Genomic DNA, 21,252 nt, shown 5'->3' on the forward strand with positions numbered 1-21,252 from the left:
GAGGAGCTGAAAATGGCTAAAAAAGAAAGCAAGGCTTTAAATTTAGATACAGAAAATGAATCTGCTTTAAATGATGCGATTAAACAGATAGAAAAGAAATTCGGAAAAGGATCTGTCATGAAACTGGGAGATCGTGTTGCGGTAGATGTAGATGTTATTCCTTCAGGCTCTTTAACTTTAGATGCTGCTTTAGGGATAGGCGGTTATCCTAAGGGACGTATTATTGAAATATATGGACCTGAATCAAGCGGTAAGACAACATTGACTCTTCATGCGATTGCTGAATGTCAAAAGCAGGGAGGAAAAGCAGCCTTTGTTGATGCTGAACATGCCATTGATCCGGTTTATGCAAAGAATCTCGGCGTTAATATTGATGAATTGATTCTCTCTCAGCCGGATAGCGGAGAGCAGGCTTTAGAGATTGCGGAAATGCTGGTACGTTCAGGTGTTATTGATCTTATCGTGATTGATTCAGTAGCAGCTCTAGTTCCACAGGTTGAACTAGATGGAGAAATGAGTGATCAGAATATGGGCTTGCAGGCCAGACTTATGTCTAAGGCATTAAGAAAGCTTTCCGGAGTTATGAATAAGACCAACTGTACTGTTATTTTTATTAATCAGCTGCGTGAGAAGATTGGTATTATGTTTGGAAATCCAGAAACGACAACAGGCGGTCGTGCCTTAAAGTTCTATTCTTCTGTGCGTATTGAAATCAGACGCAGTGAGCAGATTAAAAATGGGTCTGATGTTGTTGGTAATAAGACAAATATTAAGGTTGTAAAGAATAAGGTAGCACCTCCATTTAAGACAACGCAGGTAGATATTATTTATGGAAAAGGCATCAGCCGTGATGGAGAAGTTCTTGATTTAGCTACTGAGAATGATATTATTGAGAAATCAGGTGCTTGGTATGCTTATCAGGGTGAAAAGATAGGTCAGGGTCGTGAGAATGCAAAAGCGTTCTTAGTAAGTCATCCGGAAATGATGAGTGAAATTGAAGGATTGATTAAAGCAAAAATGTTCGGTGAAAAAGAAATCCATGATTAGGATTTCTTTTTTTGCTGATTGTAATTGAAAGCTAATTTATGTATAATAATATTTGTGTTAAAACACGAATAACACTAACAATGGAGGAATGATGAGATGGATATAACAATTGGTGTTATAATCCTCGTTTCTGGTATTGTTTTAGGTATGATTGCATACTATGTTTTAGTAAAGATGAAAATCACTAAATCATCAAATGATGCAAAAAAGATTGTTGACGATGCAAATTCTAAAGCGGAGAACATTGTCAAAGAAGCGAATTTAGATGCTAAGACTCAGGCTTATGAATATAAGCTGGAAGCGGAAAAAGAAATTAAAGCGGAGCGTCTAGAACTCGATAAATTTGAAAATAAGCTCTTAGAAAGAGAACATAACATTGATCGCAGAGATATAGCTTTACAGGGTAAAGAAGATAATCTTGATCAAAAAGCCCAACAATTAGAAAAAAAACAGACAGAACTAGGAAAATTAGAAAAGCAGTTAAAGACTCAGATTGATGAAAAGATTGTTGAATTGGAGAAGATTGCTGCAATGACAGCACAGGAAGCTAGAGATGAACTTTTTAGACAAGTTGAGCAAAGAATGGAAAATGAGCTTACAGCTTATATTAAAGAACAGGAAGAAGAAGCTAAAAGCAAAGCATCCTTATATGCAAAAGATATTATAGCTGATGCGATTAATCGTTACTCTCAGGAAGAAGTAGTAGAGAGAACAGTAAAAGTTGTGTCATTACCATCAGAAGAAATGAAAGGACGTATTATTGGGCGTGAAGGACGTAATATTAGAGCAATTGAGAATGCAACCGGTGCTGAATTAATCATTGATGATACACCGGAGGTTATTACTGTATCTTGCTTTGATCCGGTAAGAAGAGAAATTGCCAGACTTTCATTAGAAAAATTGATTAAAGATGGTCGTATACAGCCGGGACGTATTGAAGAAGTTGTTGAAAAAACTAAAAAAGAAATTGAAGAAACTATTTATAAAGCCGGCGAAGATACAATCTTTAATTTAGGTCTTTCTAAATTTAAGAAAGAAGAAATTATGATGATTGGTAAATTAAAATATCGTACCAGCTATGGACAGAACGGTCTTCAGCATTCTGCGGAAGTTGCCCATTTTGCGGGAATCATGGCTGCTGAGCTGGGTTTAAATCAGCAATTGGCAAAGCGTGCCGGTCTGCTTCATGATATCGGGAAAGCTATGGATCATGAAATGGAAGGAAGCCATGTAGAATTAGGTGCTAAATTTGCCAGAAAGATGGGAGAAAGTCCGATTGTTATTAATGCGATTGCGTCCCATCATGGTGATGTGCCGCCTACTTCAGTTATTTCAGTCTTAGTAGCTGCCGCTGATACTTTATCAGCTGCCAGACCTGGTGCAAGAAGTGAAACAATTGAGAATTATATTCAAAGACTGGAAAAGCTGGAAGAGATATCAAAAGGCTTTGCAGGTGTTGATAAAGTCTTTGCGATGCAGGCAGGACGTGAGATTCGAGTCATTGTTAATCCTGAAAAGATTGATGACTTAAAAGCTCATAAACTTGCGAGAGATGTAAGAGAAAAGATTGAGAATGAACTGACATATCCGGGTCATATTAAGATTACTGTAGTACGTGAAATTCGTGCAAATGAAATCGCAAAATAAAGATAGGATTTTCCTATCTTTTTTAAAAGGAGTTTAGAATGAATATATTATTTATAGGAGATATTTTTGGAGAAATAGGAAGAGAGATGGTTTCTGATTATCTTCCTCGGGTTAAAAATAAGTATCATGCTGATTTTGTGATTGGTAATGGAGAAAATGCTTCTCATGGAAAAGGTTTACTAAAAAAACATTATGATGAATTGCTTTTTTCCGGTGTTTCTATGATTACTATGGGTAATCACACTTATGCAAAAAAAGAGATATTTGACTATATTGATGAAGCAGATCGTCTTATTGTTCCTTACAATAAGCCGAAAGCTTTGCCCGGTACGGGAAGTAGAGTGATTATATTGAAAGGTAAGAAAATTAGAATAACTAATTTATTAGGTATTACTTTTATGGATGGTCATGCTCAGAATCCTTTTGAGAGTATTCAGGATATTTTAGAATCTGATGAAAGTGATATACATATTATTGATTTTCATGGTGAAGCAACATCGGACAAATTAGCTTTTGGATATTATGTAGATGGAAAAGTAGCCGCTGTATTAGGAACACATACACATGTAGCTACTGCTGATGAAAGAATTCTTCCTAAAGGAACAGCTTTTCAATGTGATGTAGGAATGACCGGTCCATATAATAGTGTTATTGGCTGTGAAGCAGAACCTATTATTGAACGTAATATAAAAGGAATTATGACACCTTTTAAAGTTGCTGAAGCTCCCGGTCAATTTTTAGCAACACTGCTCTGTTTTGATGATAATAAAGTTAAAGAAATAAAGCGTATTCGTATTGATCCGGATCATCCGCTATAAAAATGATATGTTTGTATAATACTTAAGAGATATTTTTAATTAGGAGAAGATATCATATGTCACTAACAAAAGAGAATATAGTTTCAGTTTATCTCCCATTATTTTTTATGAGTCTTGCAATCACTATTTTTATAATGGATAGAAGATTGTCTGAAAGATTTCTTTATCTTATAACAGGAATTTTATGGGTAGCTGAGATTATAACATTTATTATTCAAAAATTGCTGCCTTTAGGATATGGGAATCAGTATCCTTATTTGATATTTCTGCCTTTTATATGGTTAATTACCCTTTTTGGAGCTATTCCATTAACTATCTATTGTATTTTTCATTTTTTTCAGTTTCATGCCCATGACAATATTCTGGCAATGATTGGACTGATTATCATTTATACATTACTTGCTTTATTTTCTATTTATTGTTTATTCATATTTATTGCCGGTATTCTTTCATTAAAATCAGGATAATTACTATTTATTTTTCTTTTCTTTTAACATATAATAAGTAAAAAAGGAGGATTGTTATGGCTAAACATACTATTTTAATGCAGACTGCATTAGTAAAAAAATTAACTGATTTCTTTGATGGCTATACTGATGACAAGATTACTTCTTGTAAATATGTTAAAAAACAAGGTATTAAAGCTGTTTTTGAAGTAGAGTCAGAATTAAGTGCAGAGGATACTGCTTCGCATTTGAAAGGTGTATTTAAGAATACACCTGACGGAAAAGTATTATATTTTTCTATTCAGCCGGAAGGATTCTTTGGAAAATAAGGTCATTTAGACCTTATTTTTTTTAATTTTTTTGTTATAATGACTAGGCTAGAGAAAGGATGAAAAAATATGAAGGATTATAGTGAGTATTTTAGAGCACCTTCATTAAAGGATGCAAGAAGAAGAGGAAAAGAAAGTGTTCAGCATATTAATGATGCTTTTGAGATTCCTATAGATATGACCGGAATTGGAAAGGGACACTATTATTATATTCAGACTTATGGATGTCAGGCTAATGAGCGTGATTCAGAGATTTTATCCGGTATTTTAGAGATGCTAGGTTATAAATCTTGTGATGATGTAAAGGATGCTGATGTTGTATTGTTAAATACATGTGCTATTAGAGAGAATGCTGAAGAAAAAGTTTTTGGTAAAATAGGTTATTTAAAAGGCTTGAAAAAGCATAAACCTGATATTATTTTTGGGGTCTGTGGCTGTATGACACAGGAAGAAGTGGTAGTAGATAAGATATTAAAAAAACATCCTCAGGTAGATATTATTTTTGGTACGCATAATATTCATCGTTTGCCTCAGTTATTAAAGCAAGCTTTATTAGAAAAAGAAATGGTATTAGAAGTATGGAGTAAAGAGGGAGATGTGATTGAAAATCTTCCATCTATTCGAGCAAATCATTATAAAGCATGGGTTAATATTATGTATGGATGTAATAAGTTCTGTACTTATTGTATTGTTCCTTATACAAGAGGGAAAGAGCGTTCACGCTTAAAGGAAGAGATTATTACGGAAGTGATGGAATTAAAAGAATCCGGATATAAGGAAGTGAATCTGCTTGGTCAGAATGTAAATAGTTATGGAAAAGATTTAGAGACTGATTATGGGTTTGCTGAATTATTAGAAGAAGTGGCTCAGACAGGTATTGAAAGAATACGCTTTATGACGAGTCATCCATGGGATTTTTCAGAAGCTATGATTGATATGATTGCTAAATATGATAATCTGATGCCATTTATTCATTTACCTGTACAATCAGGAAATACTGATGTCTTAAAAGCAATGGGACGTAAATATTCACGAGAGAAGTATTTAAAGCTGTTTGATATGATTAAAGAGAAGATTCCTAATGTTTCTATCACAACTGATATTATTGTCGGTTTTCCAAATGAAACAGAAGAACAGTTCTTAGATACATTATCACTTTATGAACATTGTCAGTATGATTTGGCTTATACATTTGTTTATTCTCCAAGAAGCGGAACACCGGCTGCTAAGATGACTGATAATATTGCTTTAAAAGAGAAAGAAGAAAGACTGCAAAGATTAAATGTAGCTGTTAATAAGTATGCACATCAGGCAAATGAAAGATTTAGGAATCAGATAGTTAAGGTATTAGTAGATGGTCCTTCAAAAAAGAATCCGGAAGTTTTATCAGGTTATAGTGAACATAATAAACTTGTTAATTTTAAAGGCAGAAAAGAAGATATTGGAAGGATTGTAAAAGTAAGAATTAAGGATATTAAGACATGGACATTAGAAGGTGAACAAGTTGACTGATGATATTGCTAAAAGAATAAATACTCTGCTTTTAGAAGTACCGGCAGTTAAAGAGTTTCAGTATTATCAGAATCTTTTAATAAAAAAAGGTTTTGATAAAAAAGAAGATGAACTAAAAGATATGCAAAAGAAGCTTCTTAAAGCTAAAGCTACAAATAGTTATGAATATGAAGAATTATATGCTTTTTATAAAAAGGAATATGATCATTTTATAAATCATCCTATTGTAAGCAATTATATGGCTTATAAAGAAGAAACGAATGATTATCTTTTAGAGATTGAAAGTATTATAAATAATGGATTAAAAATAGATTGAATGCTTATTGACTGTTAAGATTTATTGTTTTATGATATATCAAACAATCATAAAGGAGATAAGGAAAATGGCATATTTTTATGATGAACCATCACGTACATTTAATGAATATTTATTAATACCGGGATATTCCAGTGCAGAATGTGTTCCCCAGAATGTAAGTTTGAAGACACCTCTGGTTAAGTTTAAAAAAGGAGAAGAGCCTGAATTATCATTAAATATTCCTATGGTATCAGCTATTATGCAGGCTGTCAGTGATGACAAGATGGCAGTTGCTTTAGCTAGAGAGGGAGGCTGTTCTTTTATTTATGGATCTCAGAGTATTGAGTCACAGGCTGCAATGGTTAGAAAAGCAAAAAATTATAAAGCCGGGTTTGTAGTAAGTGATAGTAATCTAAGTGCTGCAAGTACTTTAAAGGATGTATTAGAGTTAAAAGAAAAAACAGGACATTCTACGATGGCTGTTACTGCTGATGGCAGCCCTAATGGTGAACTTCTAGGTATTGTGACAGGAAGAGATTATCGTATTTCTCGTATGCAGTTAAGTGATTTAGTGACTTCATTTATGACTCCTTTTGATCAATTAATATGCGGTCATGCAGATATATCTTTAAAAGAAGCTAATAATATGATTTGGGATAATAAATTAAATGCATTGCCTATTGTTGATAATGATCATCGTTTACTTTATTTTGTATTTAGAAAAGATTATGAATCAAGAAAATCTAATCCTCATGAATTACTGGACAGTAAGAAAAGATATGTTGTTGGAGCAGGTATTAATACAAGAGATTTTGCACAAAGGGTACCGGCCTTAATAGAGGCGGGAGCAGATGTTCTCTGCATTGATTCATCTGAAGGGTTCTCAGAATGGCAGAAGGTTACAATTGACTGGATTAGAGAACATTATGGCGATAAAGTTAAAGTTGGAGCAGGTAATGTAGTTGATGGAGAAGGGTTTAGATTTCTGGCAGAAGCAGGAGCAGACTTTGTTAAGATTGGTATTGGCGGAGGCTCTATCTGTATTACTCGTGAACAGAAGGGAATTGGTCGTGGACAGGCGACTGCTACTATTGATGTTGCTAGAGCAAGGGATGAATATTTTAAAGAAACAGGTATTTATGTACCGATCTGTTCTGATGGCGGTATTGTTTATGATTATCATATGACTTTAGCCTTAGCAATGGGTGCTGATTTCTTAATGCTTGGACGATATTTCTCACGTTTTGATGAATCACCTACTAGAAAACTAATGGTTAACGGACAGTATATGAAAGAGTACTGGGGAGAAGGTTCTGCTCGAGCAAGAAACTGGCAGCGTTATGACCTAGGTGGAGATAAGAAGCTTTCATTTGTAGAAGGTGTTGATTCTTATGTTCCTTATGCCGGATCATTAAAAGATAATGTTGCTTTATCTTTATCTAAGGTTATTCATACAATGTGCAACTGTGGGGCTCTTACTATTTCTGAATTACAGCAGAAAGCTAAGATTACATTAGTATCAGCAACTTCAATTGTTGAAGGCGGAGCACATGATGTTGTCTTAAAAGAAAATACACCATCTTCAAATCAATAAGATAGATAACGGAATAGTTATCTATTTTTTTTATTTCTTGTCTTTTATAAAATATGTTATAATACACTGCAAGGAGCTGATAACATGTCAAAAAAAGAAAAGTATTCTCCAATGATGGAAAAATATCTTGAATTAAAAAAAGAGTATCAGGATGCTTTTTTATTTTATCGTTTAGGAGATTTTTATGAAATGTTCTTTGATGATGCTATTAAAGGATCTAAAATTTTATCATTAGCTTTAACCGGTAAGAATGCCGGTGTTAAAGAAAGAGTTCCGATGTGCGGTATTCCTTATCATGCAGCAGAAAGCTATGTTGAGACATTAATCAAGCAAGGCTATAAAGTAGCCATTGCTGAACAGCTGACAGATCCAAAAGCTTCTAAAGGATTGGTTGAACGCGGTGTTGTGCAGGTGGTAACACCGGGTACTTTTATGGATTTTCATATCAATGAGAATAGTAATCATTTTATTGGTGCTTTAAATATCTTTGATTTTGCCTATACACTGGCTTATGCTGATTTATCTACAGGAGAGTTCTATGTTCTAAATATTGAAAAGAATGAACATACCTTAGCCAATAAGATAGATTCTTTAGGGATTAAGGAAATAGTTACAAAAGTTCCTTATTCTTGTGAAGGAGTATTAAATTCTCTTTATGAGCATGAGGAACTGAATGAGGATTATAAAAAATTATTTGATAAAATTACTGACTTTAAACAAATGAAAACAGCTTCACTATTGTTAAATTATTTATTAGAAACGCAAAAAAGAGAATTGGATCATATGCAGCCAATTGATGAAGTAAAAAGCGAAGATTATGTTTCTATGGATGGTGCTACTAAGAAATCATTAGAACTTATTAAAGGTGCTAATGGTGAGAAGTATGGCTCATTACTATGGCTTTTGGATCATACACATAGTGCTATGGGCGGACGTTTAATGAAGCAATGGATATTGCAACCTCTTTTATCTAAAGAACTGATAGAAAAAAGATTAGATAATGTTGAAGTATTTGTAGATAATTTTATTGAACGAGAAACCATTCGTGACATGATTAATGATATTTATGATTTAGAGAAGTTATCAGCCAGAATAGCTTTTGGTAATGTTAATGCGAGAGATCTTAAATGGATCAGTTCTTCCTTAAAGGTCATTCCGGAATTAAAAAATAATTTAAAAGCGTTAAATAATCCTCGCTTAAATAAGCTGGCATCACAGCTGACAGATTTATCACATTTGACAAAAACTATTGATGAAGCTATTGCTGATAATCCGCCTTTACAGATTAGAGAAGGAAATATTATTAAAGATGGATATAATAAAGATCTTGATGAATTAAGAAGTATTAAGTCTAATGGTAGAAAATGGATTGCTCAGTTTGAAGCAGATGAAAAAGAGCGTACAGGTATCAAAGGATTAAAAGTAGGATATAATAGAGTGTTTGGATATTATATTGAAGTTACAAAATCTTATCTTTCTTTAATTAAAGAAGAATTTGGATATACTCGTAAACAGTCTTTATCTAATGCGGAAAGATTTGTGACGCCTGAATTAAAAGACATGGAAGATAAGATACTATCTGCTCAAGATCGTATTATTTCTTTAGAATATGAGATATTTGGTCAGATCAGACATTATATCAGAAAGGATGTTCATTTGATTCAGGATGCTGCAAAAGCAGTAGCTAAAGCAGATGTTTATACAACACTTGCTTTTCTGGCATCAAAGAATAATTATGTCAGACCATTATTTAATCAGAGTCATCAGATGCTTATAGAAGAAGGAAGACATCCGGTAATAGAAGAGGTTATAGGACATCAGAATTATATTTCTAATGATATTAAGATGAATGAGGAGCATGAGATATTACTGATTACCGGGCCAAATATGGGCGGTAAATCAACTTTTATGAGACAGGTTACTTTAACTGTTATTATGGCTCAAATGGGATCATTTGTTCCGGCAAGAAGAGCATCTCTTCCATTATTTGATCAGATATTTACTCGTATAGGTGCCAGTGATGATCTTATTTCAGGACAATCAACATTTATGGTAGAGATGATGGAAGCAAATAATGCTTTAAGGTATGCTACTAAAGATAGTTTGATTATTTTTGATGAAATAGGTCGTGGAACAGCAACTTTTGATGGAATGGCTTTAGCTCAAGGAATTTTAGAATATATAGCTCAGCACATCCATGCAATGACTTTATTTTCCACTCATTATCATGAATTGACTTATATGAATGAAAATCTAGGTATTTCTAATGTTCACGCCTGTGCTGATGTTAGCGGTGAGACTATTACTTTTCTTTACAAGATTAAAGAAGGAGCAAGTACTCAAAGCTATGGTATTAATGTGGCTAAGCTTGCTCATCTGCCAAGTGATGTTATATCACGTGCACAAGTGATATTAAGTTCATTAGAAGATAACAATATTGAAAAAACATTAAGTAATACAGATAAGGTTTATATCAGACAGGAAAGTGAAGTAGAAAAAGCTCTTTCCAGAATAAATCCGATGGCTTTATCTCCTTTAGATGCATTATCAGCATTAATAGAACTCAAAAAATTATTATAGGAGGAAACGGTATGAAGATTCATCAACTAGATGAAATGACAGCAAATAAAATAGCGGCCGGAGAAGTTATTGAAAGACCTGCAAATGTAGTTAAAGAACTTGTTGAAAATAGTATAGATGCATCTTCAACAGTTATTTCTATTCTTGTGAATGAAGGTGGAATGGAGAGAATAAGGGTTATTGATAATGGAGAGGGGATGTCTCATCAGGATGCCTTAATGTGTTTTTCACGTCATGCAACAAGTAAAATAATGGATGATCATGATCTTTTTAATATCACAACTTTAGGGTTTAGAGGAGAGGCTATACCTTCTATTGCAGCTATTTCACATTTTACTTTACAGACAAATAATGGTGAAGAATCTTCTAGAATTGTTTATGAGTTTGGAAAAAGAAAAGAAGCAGTATTTATGCCTTTTAGTAAGGGAACCGGTATAAGTGTAGAAAAGATTTTTCAGAATGTTCCGGCTAGATTAAAGTATATGAAAAGCGTAAATGCTGAATTTGCAGCTATTTACAATTATGTAGAAAAACTGGCTCTTTCACATCCGGAAGTTTCTTTTTCATTATTTCATAATGATAGACAGATTTTTAAAACTAATGGCAGCGGAAATCTTTTAGAGGTTATTTCTTCAATATATGGATTATCTGTTGCGAAAGATATGATTTTTATGGATCAAAGTAATGATGAATTTCATATATATGGATATCTTTCCCCTTTTTCTATTTCACGTTCTTCAAAGAATCATATAATCACATTAGTCAATGGACGTTATGTAAAAAATATGATGGCTATTCATACAATTGATGATGTATATCGTCAGTATCTAATGGATAGGAGATATCCTATTGTAGTAGTAAATATTGATGTAGATCCTTATCTGATAGATGTTAATGTTCATCCGGCAAAGCTGGAAGTACGTTTTTCCAAAGAGGATAGTCTTAAAGAATTAATAATATCTTCAATAGAAAATGTTTTTATAAAGAAAGAGGAGCCTCATGATGAGCCTGCTCAGGCAGAAGTTTTTAAACCGGATTTTACAAATGAAATAGAATTGATAGAACCTGAATATAGACAGACAGATATGAATATTAATCAGATGATTGCAGAGTCTAAAGAGAGTTATTCTGATAAAGAAACAAAACTTATAAAGCCTATTAAAGAAAAGCTTTATGTTTCTTCGCAGATTCATGGACAATATATAGTGGCCTATAATGAAAAAGGAATGTATCTGATTTCACAGAAAAAAGCTATGATGAGAATATTATATGAAAAGTACCGTGATCATTATTCTAATAATGAAAGAATTATGCAGCCTTTACTGGTACCTATTATTTTAGAATACTCAAAGAGTGAATATTTATTAATAGAGGAGCATAAGGATCTTTTAGCATCTGTGGGTATTATTTTAGAAGCAGTAGGTCCTCATCAATATGCAGTTAGAGAAATGCCTTTATGGATGGATCATATTGATGAGAAGCTATTTATAGAAGAGATGATTGAACAGGTTCTTCACAATCATCAGATAGATATTATACAAATGCTGGATAAGGCAATTCTTGCACTTGTTAGAAGAGACACACTTTTAAAGGAGAACTATCTGACTCATCAGGAGATGCAGTCATTATGTGATGATCTGATGAGATGTGATCATCCTTTTATTGATCCTCAGGGCGGTATGACTGTCATATATTACAGTATGAAAGATTTAGATCAGTTATTTAAGAAGGTAGATGAATGAAAAAGGTAATTGTGATAGTAGGACCTACCGCTGTAGGTAAAACAAAGATGGGAGTCAGGCTGGCTCAGAAATATAATGGTGAAGTTATTAGCGGTGATTCTATGCAGATTTATAAGAGAATGAATATTGGAACTGCCAAGGTAACTAAAGAAGAGATGGAAGGTATTGTTCATCATTGTATTGATATGAAAGAACCTAATGAAACATATAGTGTTTCTCAGTTTCAAAAAACAGTCAGAGATTTAATTGATGATATTATTTCAAGAAATAAAGTACCTATTATTGTAGGGGGAACAGGACTATATATCAAAGCTGTTTTGTATGACTATCATTTTGATCAAAGTAAAAGATTTTTTGATAAAGATAAATATAAAGATTATACAAATCATCAGCTTTATGATTATCTAAAGATAATAGATCCTATTTCAGCAAAAACAATTCATATAAATAATCGCAGACGTATTTTAAGAGCTATTGAAATTTATGAAACAACAGGTATTAAAAAAAGTGAGAATGAAGAAAAACAATCTCACCAGATGATTTATGATGCTTATCTTTTAGGTTTAAGTATCCATAGAGAATTACTTTATAAGAGAATCAATCAGCGTGTTGATCAAATGTTTTTATTGGGATTAAAAGAAGAAGTTGATTATTTAATAAGCAGAGGATGTACAAAAGATCTACAGTCAATGAGAGCTATCGGTTATAAAGAATGGTTTACAGATGATAATTTAGAAACAATTAAAGAAAAGATTAAGATTCATTCTCGTCAGTATGCTAAAAGACAGTATACATGGTTTAATAATCAGATGCCTGTAAAATGGTATATGATCGATGAAAAAGGTTTTGAAGATAGCTTAGAAGATATAGAAAGAGATGTTAATGAATGGATGGAATTGTAAATATTATTATGATAGCTGTGGGCTTATATTTACTGTATACCAGCAGGCAGTTGATTATTAAACAGAATTTAAGAGCTTTTTATACTAAGGAAGCTATTGAAAAAATAAATCCTGAGTATTATAAAGAATTTGCTTATGATCTGGGAAAAGCATTAATAATACTGGGAAGTACTTTATTTATTTGTGCATTATTATTCTTTTTAGAGAATGTCATAAAGAATAAAGTTTTTTTCTGGATTATTCAGCTTTTATTATATACAGGGATGTTCAGCAGTTTTTATTTAATCTATAAAGCTAATAAGAAATATGAAAGGAAGTCTTTATGAAAGCAATTATTCAGAAGGTGAAATATGCGAATGTAGTCATTGAAGGAGAAGTAAAAGGAGCTATTGATCAGGGATATATGATTTTAGTGGGATTTAAAAATGAAGATAACCATGAGATTATTGAAAAGATGTGTGATAAGATTATACATTTAAGAATCAATGAAGATGATCAGGGCAAAATGAATCGTTCTTTATTAGATACTCAAGGGGCTATTCTATCTATTTCTCAGTTTACTTTATATGCACAAGCAAAAAAAGGCAGACGTCCTAGTTTTATTGAAGCTGCTAAACCTGAAATCTCATCCCCTCTTTATGATGATTTTAATCAGACATTGAGAGGTAAAGGAATTCATGTAGAAACAGGAATATTTGGTGCGGATATGAAGATTCGTTTATTAAATGATGGGCCGGTTACGATTATTCTTGATAGTGATGAGCTTTTTTAATAATTAAAATGATATCTGGAAGTAAAGATATTATTTTAAGAACACCATCATGATTATTGTCATCAGTTTCTCTGAGGGCAATTTTTTTAATGTTTTTATCAGCATTTTTCATGGCATAAGAATATTTTACATTTTTTAAAAGAGTTTTATCATTCACAGCATCATCAAAAGCAATACATTCATCAGGTGTAATAGATAATTGTTTTTTTCTGATAATCCATCCACTTATTACCGGCAGTAACCAAACTGATTCCTTCAGGCATATTTTTGTTGAGAGATGAAGCATAATTTCTTATTTCAGATTTTGGATCATAAATAGATATTTTAAGAATATCATCATCAATATGATTGTAATGATCTTCAAAGATAATATTACGATAGTATTTTAAGACAGTAGCCGTATAGGCTATGTCTTTTTTTAGCATATGAACACCATTGATATCGGAAAGAATAATTAAGAGTTCATTCGCTGCTTCTAATTTTTTAAAATATTATTAATATCTTGAGGATTCATTGTAAAGTAAGAAGATGAGCACCTATAGAAATATAGGCTCCATTATCGGCAATAAAATAGATATTCTCACTCATGGGAATAAACTGATGATAAAGTCTTAAGAATTGATTTCCTGAAGCAATCACAAATTTTATATCAGCAGCCTGTATTTTATAAAACAGATTAATAAAACATTTATTAAATGTACCTTCTTTATTTAAAAAAGTGCCATCCATATCCGTTGCGATCAATTTAATCATATAAGTCATCTCCTTCCGTTTTATAGAATTATAATATATCAGAATGTATAAAAAAGTCGTATCATCTGATACGACTATGACTAAAATATTTATTTTTTATTTGATGAAATATATCCATGTTTAATTAGAAATTCACGTGCAACAGATATTGCAGGCTTACCCTTTATACCTGTCTGATAGTTCATTTGGCTCATTTGTGCTTCTGTAATTTGTCCGGATAGTTTGTTTAGAATATTTTTTAATTCAGGATATTTCTTTAGTAATGATTTCTTCATCAGCGGTGCTCCCTGATAAGGAGGAAAGAGCTGCTTATCATCTTTTAATACAACCAGATCATATTTTGTGATTTCGGGATCTGTTGAATAAGCATCAATAATATGAATATCTCCTGATTGAATAGCCTGATAACGTAAAGAAGGTTCTAAAGTTGCTGTAGTGAGGTGTAGACCATAAAGAGCGGCTAAACCTTTACCTCCGTCTTGTCGATCATTAAATTCTAAAGTAAAACCGGCTTTTAGCTTTTTTTCTGCTTTCTTTAAGTCAGAAATAGTCTTGAGATTATATTGTTTAGCAATCTTACGGGAAACAGCGAGCGCATAGGTATTCTGGTAATACATAGGTTCTAACAAAACCAGATTATCCTGCTTAAGAATACCTGCTTTTGCAAGGGTATAAACTTCTTTAGGGTTATGGCTTGTTTTCAATTTTTTCTTTAACAGACTTTCAGTAATGGTACCTGTAAATTCAGGATAGATATCAATATCTCCTTTTTTTAATGCTTCATAAAGAAACGATGTTTTTCCGAAGTTGGGCTTAACAGTTACTTTTATATCAGTATTTTCTTCAATTAAAAGCTTATACATATTACTTAAGATTTCCGGTTCAGGACCTAACTTACCTGCAATAACTAAATGCTTTTGATTAGATTTAGGAAACCAGGAAGGCAGATAGGAAGCGGTTATGCCTATGGTTGCGATTAAGAATACAATAACCATGCTTTTAAGCTTGGCTTTTTCCATTTTCTGAAGGATAGTATTGAAACCGATTGCCAAGATAGCTGATGAAATAGCACCAATCAAGATAAGACTGGAGTTATTCCGATCAATTCCTAATAGAATGAAAGATCCCAGACCGCCTGCACCTATCAAAGCAGCGAGCGTAGCAGTTCCTATAATCATGACGGCAGATGTTCGAACTCCTGACATAATAACCGGCATAGCAATAGGGATTTCAAATTTTCTTAATCTTTCTTTCTTAGTCATTCCGAATGCTATACCGGCTTCTTTTAAGTCGGGATCAATTCCGTTTAAGCCGGTTATAGTATTCTGTAAGATAGGAAAAATTGCATATATAATAAGAGCGGATAATGCCGGCAAGGTTCCTATTCCCATTAAAGGGATAAAGAGACCCAGTAAAGCAAGAGAAGGAATGGTTTGAAAAATGCCGGTTATCTGTAAGATTAAATCAGCCAAATGTTTACGATGACTAATTAATACGGCAAGAGGGATAGCAATTATTATAGCGATTAAAAGAGTCAATAAGGATAGCTGAAGATGCTGTGTTAAGGCAATCAGCCAGTCACCAAAACGATCTTTAAAGGTTAGTATGAGATTATGCATGGATATTACCCCCAAATAGACTGGAAACAAAATCTGTAGCAGGATGATGCAGAATCTGCTCTGTCTGATCAATCTGGATAATTTTTCCATCTTTTAAAACAGCAATCCTGTCTGCTAATTTTAAGGCTTCATCAGTATCATGAGTTACAAATACTGTTGTCATTTTTAACTCTTGGTGTAAGGTTTTGGTTAAGTCCTGTAATTGTTTACGAGAAAGAGCATCCAATGCCGAAAATGGTTCATCCATCAAAAGGATTTTTGGCTGGGCAATGATAGCACGGATAATACCTACACGTTGCTGTTCACCACCGGATAATTGATGGGGATAACGATTTACATAGTTTTTAGCAGAAAGTCCGACTTTATTCATTAACTCCATCATTTTCTGTTCCTGTTTGCTTTTCTTCCATTTTTTTAATTCAGGAATTAAACAGATATTCTCAGCAACAGTCATATTTGGGAAAAGAGCAATCTGCTGTAAAACATAACCTGTTTCTAATCGAAGTTGTCTCAAATTATAGTCTTTAAGACACTTACCATCTCTGTAGATATTTCCGCTAAGCGGTTCAATGAGTCTGTTAAGCATTTTTAGCATAGTGGTCTTGCCTGATCCTGATGGTCCGACCAAAACTATAAATTCACCATCTTTTATTGTCATATTAATAGATTCTAAAACAACTTTGTTATCGTAGCTAAGAGCTACATTTTTATATTCAATCATATGCTAAACACCTCACAATTTCACAATAATTTTTCCAAAAGATTGTCTGCTTTCTAAATAGGCATGGGCCTCTTGAATTTGATCCAATGAAAAAATCTTCTCCGGAGTGATGTCAATATGATGTTTTTCAACAAAGTTAATCATTTCCTGAATTCTTTCTTTATTGACGAAACCTGAATGAAAAGCGGTCAGATAAACGCCGCATCCAAGCTGTTCAATCGGATCCAAGTTAGGGATGGACCATTGTCCGCCAAGCAGACCGGTTGTACACATAATACCTTGATTATTAAGATGAATCAGATTATCTTCAAAAGCCTTTGGGCCTATCAGATCAAAAATGCGATCAAATGATTTCTCTGTTTTTAAAGTATTATCTTTATCCAGTATCATTTCATCAAATCCGGCTGATTTTAATAAATCTGTTTTATCTGTTTTGCGACTGGTGCCTGCCAGATGAATTTTAGGGAAAGCGGCTTTTATCAATTTCGCAAAAGTAACTCCTACTCCTGATGTTGCACCACGGACCAAGACAGTATTCTTTTCTTTGATTTTAAGCTGCTGAAAAGAACTGTAGGCTGTATAGACTGTTTCCGGCAAAGCAATAAGACTTTCTAAAGATAAATGTGAACTGACCGGATAGATCTGTTTGTTGGGAAGAAGAACATATTCAGCATAAGAGCCATCAAAATCACGACCCATTTCTCCCATAAATGATAGAATCAGCTGTCCTGTTTCTAATTGAGTATTTGTTGTTTGGAGAATCTCTCCTACACACTCAATTCCAAGAATTCTTGGAAATTGAACGGATGGGGATAGTCCTTGTCTTGTAAATATTTCAGAATGATTAATCCCAAAACCTAATACTTTTACCAGTGTCCATCCTTCTTTGATATTTGGTATGGGTCTATCTTCTAAAGTCAATACTTCCGGACCGCCCGGTCTATATACGACTGCCGCTTTCATAATCTCACCTTCTTATCAGCTTTTTTCAGATTTTCTAAAATACGATTTTGATAAGATTCAAATTCTTTTATTTCCTGATTTGAAAACCCCTGATAAAAGATATCTCCTAAACGATTACTGACACGAATTCCAATCTCTTTTTGTTGCCATCCAAGCTCCGTTAAAGAGATTACTTTTTTCCGTTTATCTTTTTTATGTGGACAAATGCTGACTAATCCTTGTTCTTCCATATGCTTAAGCATAACTGTTAAAGTGTTATTGGCTAATCCGGATGCCAGAGCAATATCAGTTGCAGTTTGGCTGCCGTCATGCAACCAAAGCTGGGTTAATATTTTCCCTTGTTCACTATGATAATGTGCTTCCGGCTCTGTTTTCAGTATTTTCTTAAAAAGTTTTCCATTTAAATGATGAATTTGCATAACACCATAACCACCATTTGCTTTTTCAAACATAAAAACCTCCTTTTTATTTCTATATAGAAATATATAAAGTAATATACTATAGGGAATTATTTTTTACAAGAGTTTTGATTTTAAAAATAAGAGAGATATAATAGCGGATAAAATCTTTTATTCAAGATGTGAAAAAGAATACATAAATATATTATTATTTATTATAATGATAAAAGAAAAGAGAGGAGTGAGAGTATGAGTTTTCCTAGTAATTTTTTATGGGGCGGTGCAACAGCTGCTAATCAGTTGGAAGGTGCCTGGAGAGAAGATGGAAAGGGTATTTCTATCTCAGATATTTCAACAGGAGGAAGTGCTAAACAATCTAAACGTATTACACCGGTGTTAGAAGAAGGAACTTACTATCCTTCCCATGAGGCTATTGATCATTATCATCATTTTAAAGAGGATATTGCTTTATTTGCTGAAATGGGATTTAAAATTTATCGTTTTTCTATTAACTGGACAAGAATTTTTCCTACCGGTCTTGAAGAAGAACCTAATGAAAAAGGATTACAGTTTTATGAAGATCTGATTGATGAATGTAGAAAGTATCATATTGAACCTTTAATTACTATTTGTCATTATGAGATTCCATTTGAATTAGTAAAAAAATATAATGGCTTTGCCGGCAGAGAGACAATTGACTGTTTTATGAAATACTGTAGAGCCGTTTTTACTCGTTATAAGGGGAAAGTAAAATATTGGCTGACTTTTAATGAAATTAATAATGGAACAAATCCGGTTGGCGGTTTTTTGGCTTTGGGGGTTTTAAATGAATTAAAAAAACCAACTGAATTCCAGAGTCCTAAAGATGATCCACAGATTAGATTTCAAGCTCTGCATCATGAATTTATTGCGAGTGCTTTAGCAGTTAAGATGGCTCATGAGATCGATCCTGATTATAAGGTGGGATGTATGCAAATTATGGCGACAAGTTATCCATTGACTCCTGATCCGTTAGATCAGGTGCTTAATCAGCAGTATAATCACCGCATGAATTGGTTCTGTTCTGATGTACAGTGTCGAGGATATTATCCTTCATATATGAAGAGATATTTTAGAGAAAATAATATTACTATTTATTTTGAAGAAGGTGATGAAGAGATATTAAAGAATGGTCCGGTAGATTTCTATACTTGTTCATATTATATGTCATTCTGCCAGACTGTTCATAATGAAAAAGGTAAAGAAGTTGCCGGGAACATGATGGGCGGCACGTCTAATCCATATTTAAAGGCTACTGACTGGGGATGGCAAATCGATCCTGTTGGTCTGCGCTTCTCATTAAATGAAATCTATGATCGCTATCAACTTCCTATTATGGTTGTAGAAAATGGTATGGGTGCGTATGACAAGAAGGATGTTGATGGCATGGTCCATGATCGATATCGTATTGATTATTTAAGGCAGCATATTATCCAAATGAATGAAGCAGTTGAAGATGGTGTTGACCTTATTGGCTATACAACTTGGGGATGTATTGATTTAGTCAGTGCCTCAACAGGGGAATATGCTAAAAGATATGGCTTTATCTTTGTTAATAAATTTGATGACGGAACAGGAGATTTCTCAAGAGAGAGAAAAGAATCGTTTTATTGGTATAAGAAAGTTATTACTACAAATGGTGAGGATCTTTCTGATATAGATAAAATAGAGCTAAAAGTATAAAGGAAGAGTTCATTGGTATATTGCCAATGGACTTTTTTATTGAAAAAAGGTACACATTTTAAGATAAATATTTTAAATAGTCATGAAATATGCTAGAATAGCATTATGTGTAAGGAGAATAAGTGATGAAAGAGATATATGCAACTTTAGACATAGGTTCAACAACATTAAAGTTATTAGTGGCCGAAGCTGTAAGTGCGAATATGAATATTCTCTTTTCAAAGAAAATAGCATGTCAAGGCGTTCGTAAAGGTCAGATTGTTAATATGGATGCTGTAGTTGAAGATATTAGAACTCTTGTAAAAGAAGCAGATACTTCATTAAATACAACTATTCATAGTGTTGGTCTGGTATTACCTAGTAAATTTGCAAGAATTTATCAGGGTGATGGAATTACAAAAGTAAATTCCCCAAATGATAAAGTGACTGTTGATGATGTTTTACGTACTTTAAAGCTTTCAAGCAGATTTGAAATGGAAAAGGATGAAGAAGTTGTATCAACTATACCTATTAAGTATTTTCTGGATACAAAATCTTCTGAAAAGATTCCTTTAGGTATAAAAAGTGCTTCATTAAAAGCTGAATCTATGATTATTACCAGCAATAAGCGTTTTTTCTATAGCTATTTAACAGCAGTAGAAAAAGCCGGTCTTGAACTTCTGGATGTAACGATTGATGCTTATGCAAGTGCAAAAGAAGCATTTGATGAAGTTTATCTTCATGAAGGAGCTATTTTAATTGATATTGGATATCATAATTCAACGATTGCTTTCTTTGAAAATGGTTATTTAAAATATTTAGCACAGGCACCTGTGGGGGGATATGATCTTACAAAAGCAATTGCTGAAGCATGGAGCATTACACTTGATAAAGCAGAAGTTTATAAAATAAAATATGGAACTTGTGAAACCGGATTAGGTGATGAAGATATTATTCATACAACAAAAATAGATAAAAAAGAAGTTAATTATACACAGAACGATTTATCGGTTGTTTTAAGAGAAGCAGTTAAAGATATGATGAATATTATTAAAACAAAGATAGATGTAATTAATGATGGACGCGGCTATGAGACTGTGATTGTTGGTGGCGGAGGAGAGCTTCCGTTATTAGATCAGGTTGCTTCACAGACTTTAGGCTCACCGGCAAGATGTTATATGCCAGAGACGATTGGAGCCAGGGATATGACATATGTTCCTGCATTGGGTATGTTATATTTTTTGAGTGATCGTAAGGAATTGTTAGGTGAAAGTGTCTCTTTGACACTACCGGATATTTCAAGTACAATGAGTGTACGATTAAAAGGATTTACGAAGACAAAAACAGAGAATGATAAGAAGAGTAAATTAAAGAGAGCATTGGAGTCTTTGTTTACAGAATAGAGAGGAA

General features: G+C 33.1%; 22 protein-coding genes. 15 read left to right on the forward strand and 7 right to left on the reverse strand.

Features of this window, described 5'->3' with window-relative positions:
• Positions 1-12 precede the first annotated feature (12 nt).
• The 13 genes from recA (at position 13) to dtd (ending at position 13,687) form a co-directional block, all read left to right on the forward strand.
• Entirely contained in the window at positions 13-1,047 is a 1,035-nt protein-coding gene (recA, locus tag HMPREF9943_RS02270; RefSeq protein ID WP_004801658.1) for a recombinase RecA, read from the forward strand.
• 96 nt (positions 1,048-1,143) lie between these two features.
• Positions 1,144-2,694, forward strand: coding sequence for a ribonuclease Y (rny, locus tag HMPREF9943_RS02275; protein ID WP_004801659.1), 1,551 nt, complete (start codon positions 1,144-1,146; stop codon positions 2,692-2,694).
• A 38-nt stretch (positions 2,695-2,732) separates the two neighbouring features.
• Positions 2,733-3,512: a TIGR00282 family metallophosphoesterase gene (locus HMPREF9943_RS02280; protein ID WP_004801660.1), complete on the forward strand. Its 780-nt coding sequence runs from the start codon at positions 2,733-2,735 to the stop codon at positions 3,510-3,512.
• A 56-nt stretch (positions 3,513-3,568) separates the two neighbouring features.
• Entirely contained in the window at positions 3,569-3,979 is a 411-nt protein-coding gene (locus HMPREF9943_RS02285) for a hypothetical protein (RefSeq protein WP_004801661.1), read from the forward strand.
• A 56-nt stretch (positions 3,980-4,035) separates the two neighbouring features.
• Complete coding sequence (locus HMPREF9943_RS02290) at positions 4,036-4,287, forward strand: hypothetical protein (protein ID WP_004801662.1); 252 nt, start codon at positions 4,036-4,038, stop codon at positions 4,285-4,287.
• Positions 4,288-4,356: 69 nt separating this feature from the next.
• Positions 4,357-5,799 (forward strand): tRNA (N6-isopentenyl adenosine(37)-C2)-methylthiotransferase MiaB, encoded by a 1,443-nt coding sequence (gene miaB / locus HMPREF9943_RS02295; RefSeq protein WP_004801663.1) that lies wholly within the window; start codon positions 4,357-4,359, stop codon positions 5,797-5,799.
• Positions 5,792-6,115: a YlbF family regulator gene (locus HMPREF9943_RS02300; RefSeq protein WP_004801664.1), complete on the forward strand. Its 324-nt coding sequence runs from the start codon at positions 5,792-5,794 to the stop codon at positions 6,113-6,115. The genes miaB and HMPREF9943_RS02300 overlap by 8 nt, the downstream gene beginning before the upstream one ends.
• A gap of 67 nt (positions 6,116-6,182) precedes the next feature.
• Positions 6,183-7,691: an IMP dehydrogenase gene (locus HMPREF9943_RS02305; protein ID WP_004801665.1), complete on the forward strand. Its 1,509-nt coding sequence runs from the start codon at positions 6,183-6,185 to the stop codon at positions 7,689-7,691.
• Between the two features lie 84 nt (positions 7,692-7,775).
• Positions 7,776-10,271 (forward strand): DNA mismatch repair protein MutS, encoded by a 2,496-nt coding sequence (mutS, locus tag HMPREF9943_RS02310; RefSeq protein WP_004801666.1) that lies wholly within the window; start codon positions 7,776-7,778, stop codon positions 10,269-10,271.
• Positions 10,272-10,282: 11 nt separating this feature from the next.
• A complete protein-coding gene (gene mutL, locus HMPREF9943_RS02315) occupies positions 10,283-12,013 on the forward strand; it encodes a DNA mismatch repair endonuclease MutL (RefSeq protein WP_004801667.1) in 1,731 nt (576 codons plus the stop codon).
• Positions 12,010-12,915 carry a tRNA (adenosine(37)-N6)-dimethylallyltransferase MiaA gene (miaA, locus tag HMPREF9943_RS02320; protein WP_004801668.1) on the forward strand — a complete coding sequence of 302 codons (906 nt, stop codon included), beginning with the start codon at positions 12,010-12,012 and terminating at the stop codon, positions 12,913-12,915. The genes mutL and miaA overlap by 4 nt, the downstream gene beginning before the upstream one ends.
• Positions 12,900-13,241 (forward strand): hypothetical protein, encoded by a 342-nt coding sequence (locus tag HMPREF9943_RS02325; protein ID WP_004801669.1) that lies wholly within the window; start codon positions 12,900-12,902, stop codon positions 13,239-13,241. The genes miaA and HMPREF9943_RS02325 overlap by 16 nt, the downstream gene beginning before the upstream one ends.
• Positions 13,238-13,687, forward strand: coding sequence for a D-aminoacyl-tRNA deacylase (gene dtd, locus HMPREF9943_RS02330; protein ID WP_004801670.1), 450 nt, complete (start codon positions 13,238-13,240; stop codon positions 13,685-13,687). The genes HMPREF9943_RS02325 and dtd overlap by 4 nt, the downstream gene beginning before the upstream one ends.
• Here the strand turns inward: dtd and HMPREF9943_RS10225 are convergent.
• From HMPREF9943_RS10225 to HMPREF9943_RS02355, 7 genes are all read right to left on the reverse strand, one after another.
• Positions 13,659-13,844 carry an HAD hydrolase family protein gene (locus tag HMPREF9943_RS10225; RefSeq protein ID WP_051053876.1) on the reverse strand — a complete coding sequence of 62 codons (186 nt, stop codon included), beginning with the start codon at positions 13,842-13,844 and terminating at the stop codon, positions 13,659-13,661. The two genes, dtd and HMPREF9943_RS10225, sit on opposite strands and share 29 nt — an antisense overlap.
• A 25-nt stretch (positions 13,845-13,869) precedes the next feature.
• Positions 13,870-14,112, reverse strand: a complete 243-nt coding sequence (locus tag HMPREF9943_RS10160; protein ID WP_051053877.1) for a hypothetical protein — start codon at positions 14,110-14,112, stop codon at positions 13,870-13,872.
• A gap of 85 nt (positions 14,113-14,197) precedes the next feature.
• A complete protein-coding gene (locus HMPREF9943_RS09650) occupies positions 14,198-14,440 on the reverse strand; it encodes an HAD hydrolase family protein (protein ID WP_004801672.1) in 243 nt (80 codons plus the stop codon).
• 89 nt (positions 14,441-14,529) lie between these two features.
• Entirely contained in the window at positions 14,530-16,059 is a 1,530-nt protein-coding gene (locus HMPREF9943_RS02340; protein ID WP_004801673.1) for an ABC transporter permease/substrate-binding protein, read from the reverse strand.
• Complete coding sequence (locus HMPREF9943_RS02345; RefSeq protein ID WP_004801674.1) at positions 16,052-16,780, reverse strand: ABC transporter ATP-binding protein; 729 nt, start codon at positions 16,778-16,780, stop codon at positions 16,052-16,054. The genes HMPREF9943_RS02340 and HMPREF9943_RS02345 overlap by 8 nt, the downstream gene beginning before the upstream one ends.
• Before the next feature lie 12 nt (positions 16,781-16,792).
• Positions 16,793-17,743 (reverse strand): zinc-binding dehydrogenase, encoded by a 951-nt coding sequence (locus HMPREF9943_RS02350; RefSeq protein WP_004801675.1) that lies wholly within the window; start codon positions 17,741-17,743, stop codon positions 16,793-16,795.
• Positions 17,740-18,195: a MarR family winged helix-turn-helix transcriptional regulator gene (locus tag HMPREF9943_RS02355; protein ID WP_004801676.1), complete on the reverse strand. Its 456-nt coding sequence runs from the start codon at positions 18,193-18,195 to the stop codon at positions 17,740-17,742. Before HMPREF9943_RS02355 ends, HMPREF9943_RS02350 begins: the two co-directional genes overlap by 4 nt.
• Positions 18,196-18,390: 195 nt before the next feature.
• Between HMPREF9943_RS02355 and HMPREF9943_RS02360 the strand changes: the two genes are divergently transcribed.
• Positions 18,391-19,863 carry a glycoside hydrolase family 1 protein gene (locus HMPREF9943_RS02360; RefSeq protein WP_004801677.1) on the forward strand — a complete coding sequence of 491 codons (1,473 nt, stop codon included), beginning with the start codon at positions 18,391-18,393 and terminating at the stop codon, positions 19,861-19,863.
• A gap of 125 nt (positions 19,864-19,988) precedes the next feature.
• Positions 19,989-21,245: a cell division protein FtsA gene (gene ftsA, locus HMPREF9943_RS02365; protein WP_004801678.1), complete on the forward strand. Its 1,257-nt coding sequence runs from the start codon at positions 19,989-19,991 to the stop codon at positions 21,243-21,245.
• Positions 21,246-21,252 lie beyond the last annotated feature (7 nt).

Origin of the sequence: Eggerthia catenaformis OT 569 = DSM 20559 (genome assembly GCF_000340375.1) — a bacterium.
In the GTDB taxonomy this organism is placed as follows: Bacteria; Bacillota_I; Bacilli_A; order Erysipelotrichales; family Coprobacillaceae; genus Eggerthia; species Eggerthia catenaformis.

What these genes read in the sequence shown, in the direction of transcription:
- HMPREF9943_RS02340 (WP_004801673.1), bottom strand. Translation starts at nt 16,059, where the DNA reads ATGCATAATCTCATACTAACCTTTAAAGATCGTTTTGGTGACTGGCTG.
- dtd (WP_004801670.1), top strand. Translation starts at nt 13,238, where the DNA reads ATGAAAGCAATTATTCAGAAGGTGAAATATGCGAATGTAGTCATTGAA.
- HMPREF9943_RS02325 (WP_004801669.1), top strand. Translation starts at nt 12,900, where the DNA reads ATGGATGGAATTGTAAATATTATTATGATAGCTGTGGGCTTATATTTA.
- HMPREF9943_RS02350 (WP_004801675.1), bottom strand. Translation starts at nt 17,743, where the DNA reads ATGAAAGCGGCAGTCGTATATAGACCGGGCGGTCCGGAAGTATTGACT.
- HMPREF9943_RS02305 (WP_004801665.1), top strand. Translation starts at nt 6,183, where the DNA reads ATGGCATATTTTTATGATGAACCATCACGTACATTTAATGAATATTTA.
- mutS (WP_004801666.1), top strand. Translation starts at nt 7,776, where the DNA reads ATGTCAAAAAAAGAAAAGTATTCTCCAATGATGGAAAAATATCTTGAA.
- HMPREF9943_RS02360 (WP_004801677.1), top strand. Translation starts at nt 18,391, where the DNA reads ATGAGTTTTCCTAGTAATTTTTTATGGGGCGGTGCAACAGCTGCTAAT.
- HMPREF9943_RS02280 (WP_004801660.1), top strand. Translation starts at nt 2,733, where the DNA reads ATGAATATATTATTTATAGGAGATATTTTTGGAGAAATAGGAAGAGAG.
- ftsA (WP_004801678.1), top strand. Translation starts at nt 19,989, where the DNA reads ATGAAAGAGATATATGCAACTTTAGACATAGGTTCAACAACATTAAAG.
- miaB (WP_004801663.1), top strand. Translation starts at nt 4,357, where the DNA reads ATGAAGGATTATAGTGAGTATTTTAGAGCACCTTCATTAAAGGATGCA.
- HMPREF9943_RS09650 (WP_004801672.1), bottom strand. Translation starts at nt 14,440, where the DNA reads ATGATTAAATTGATCGCAACGGATATGGATGGCACTTTTTTAAATAAA.
- HMPREF9943_RS02290 (WP_004801662.1), top strand. Translation starts at nt 4,036, where the DNA reads ATGGCTAAACATACTATTTTAATGCAGACTGCATTAGTAAAAAAATTA.
- recA (WP_004801658.1), top strand. Translation starts at nt 13, where the DNA reads ATGGCTAAAAAAGAAAGCAAGGCTTTAAATTTAGATACAGAAAATGAA.
- miaA (WP_004801668.1), top strand. Translation starts at nt 12,010, where the DNA reads ATGAAAAAGGTAATTGTGATAGTAGGACCTACCGCTGTAGGTAAAACA.
- mutL (WP_004801667.1), top strand. Translation starts at nt 10,283, where the DNA reads ATGAAGATTCATCAACTAGATGAAATGACAGCAAATAAAATAGCGGCC.
- HMPREF9943_RS02355 (WP_004801676.1), bottom strand. Translation starts at nt 18,195, where the DNA reads ATGTTTGAAAAAGCAAATGGTGGTTATGGTGTTATGCAAATTCATCAT.
- HMPREF9943_RS02285 (WP_004801661.1), top strand. Translation starts at nt 3,569, where the DNA reads ATGTCACTAACAAAAGAGAATATAGTTTCAGTTTATCTCCCATTATTT.
- HMPREF9943_RS02345 (WP_004801674.1), bottom strand. Translation starts at nt 16,780, where the DNA reads ATGATTGAATATAAAAATGTAGCTCTTAGCTACGATAACAAAGTTGTT.
- HMPREF9943_RS10160 (WP_051053877.1), bottom strand. Translation starts at nt 14,112, where the DNA reads ATGCTAAAAAAAGACATAGCCTATACGGCTACTGTCTTAAAATACTAT.
- rny (WP_004801659.1), top strand. Translation starts at nt 1,144, where the DNA reads ATGGATATAACAATTGGTGTTATAATCCTCGTTTCTGGTATTGTTTTA.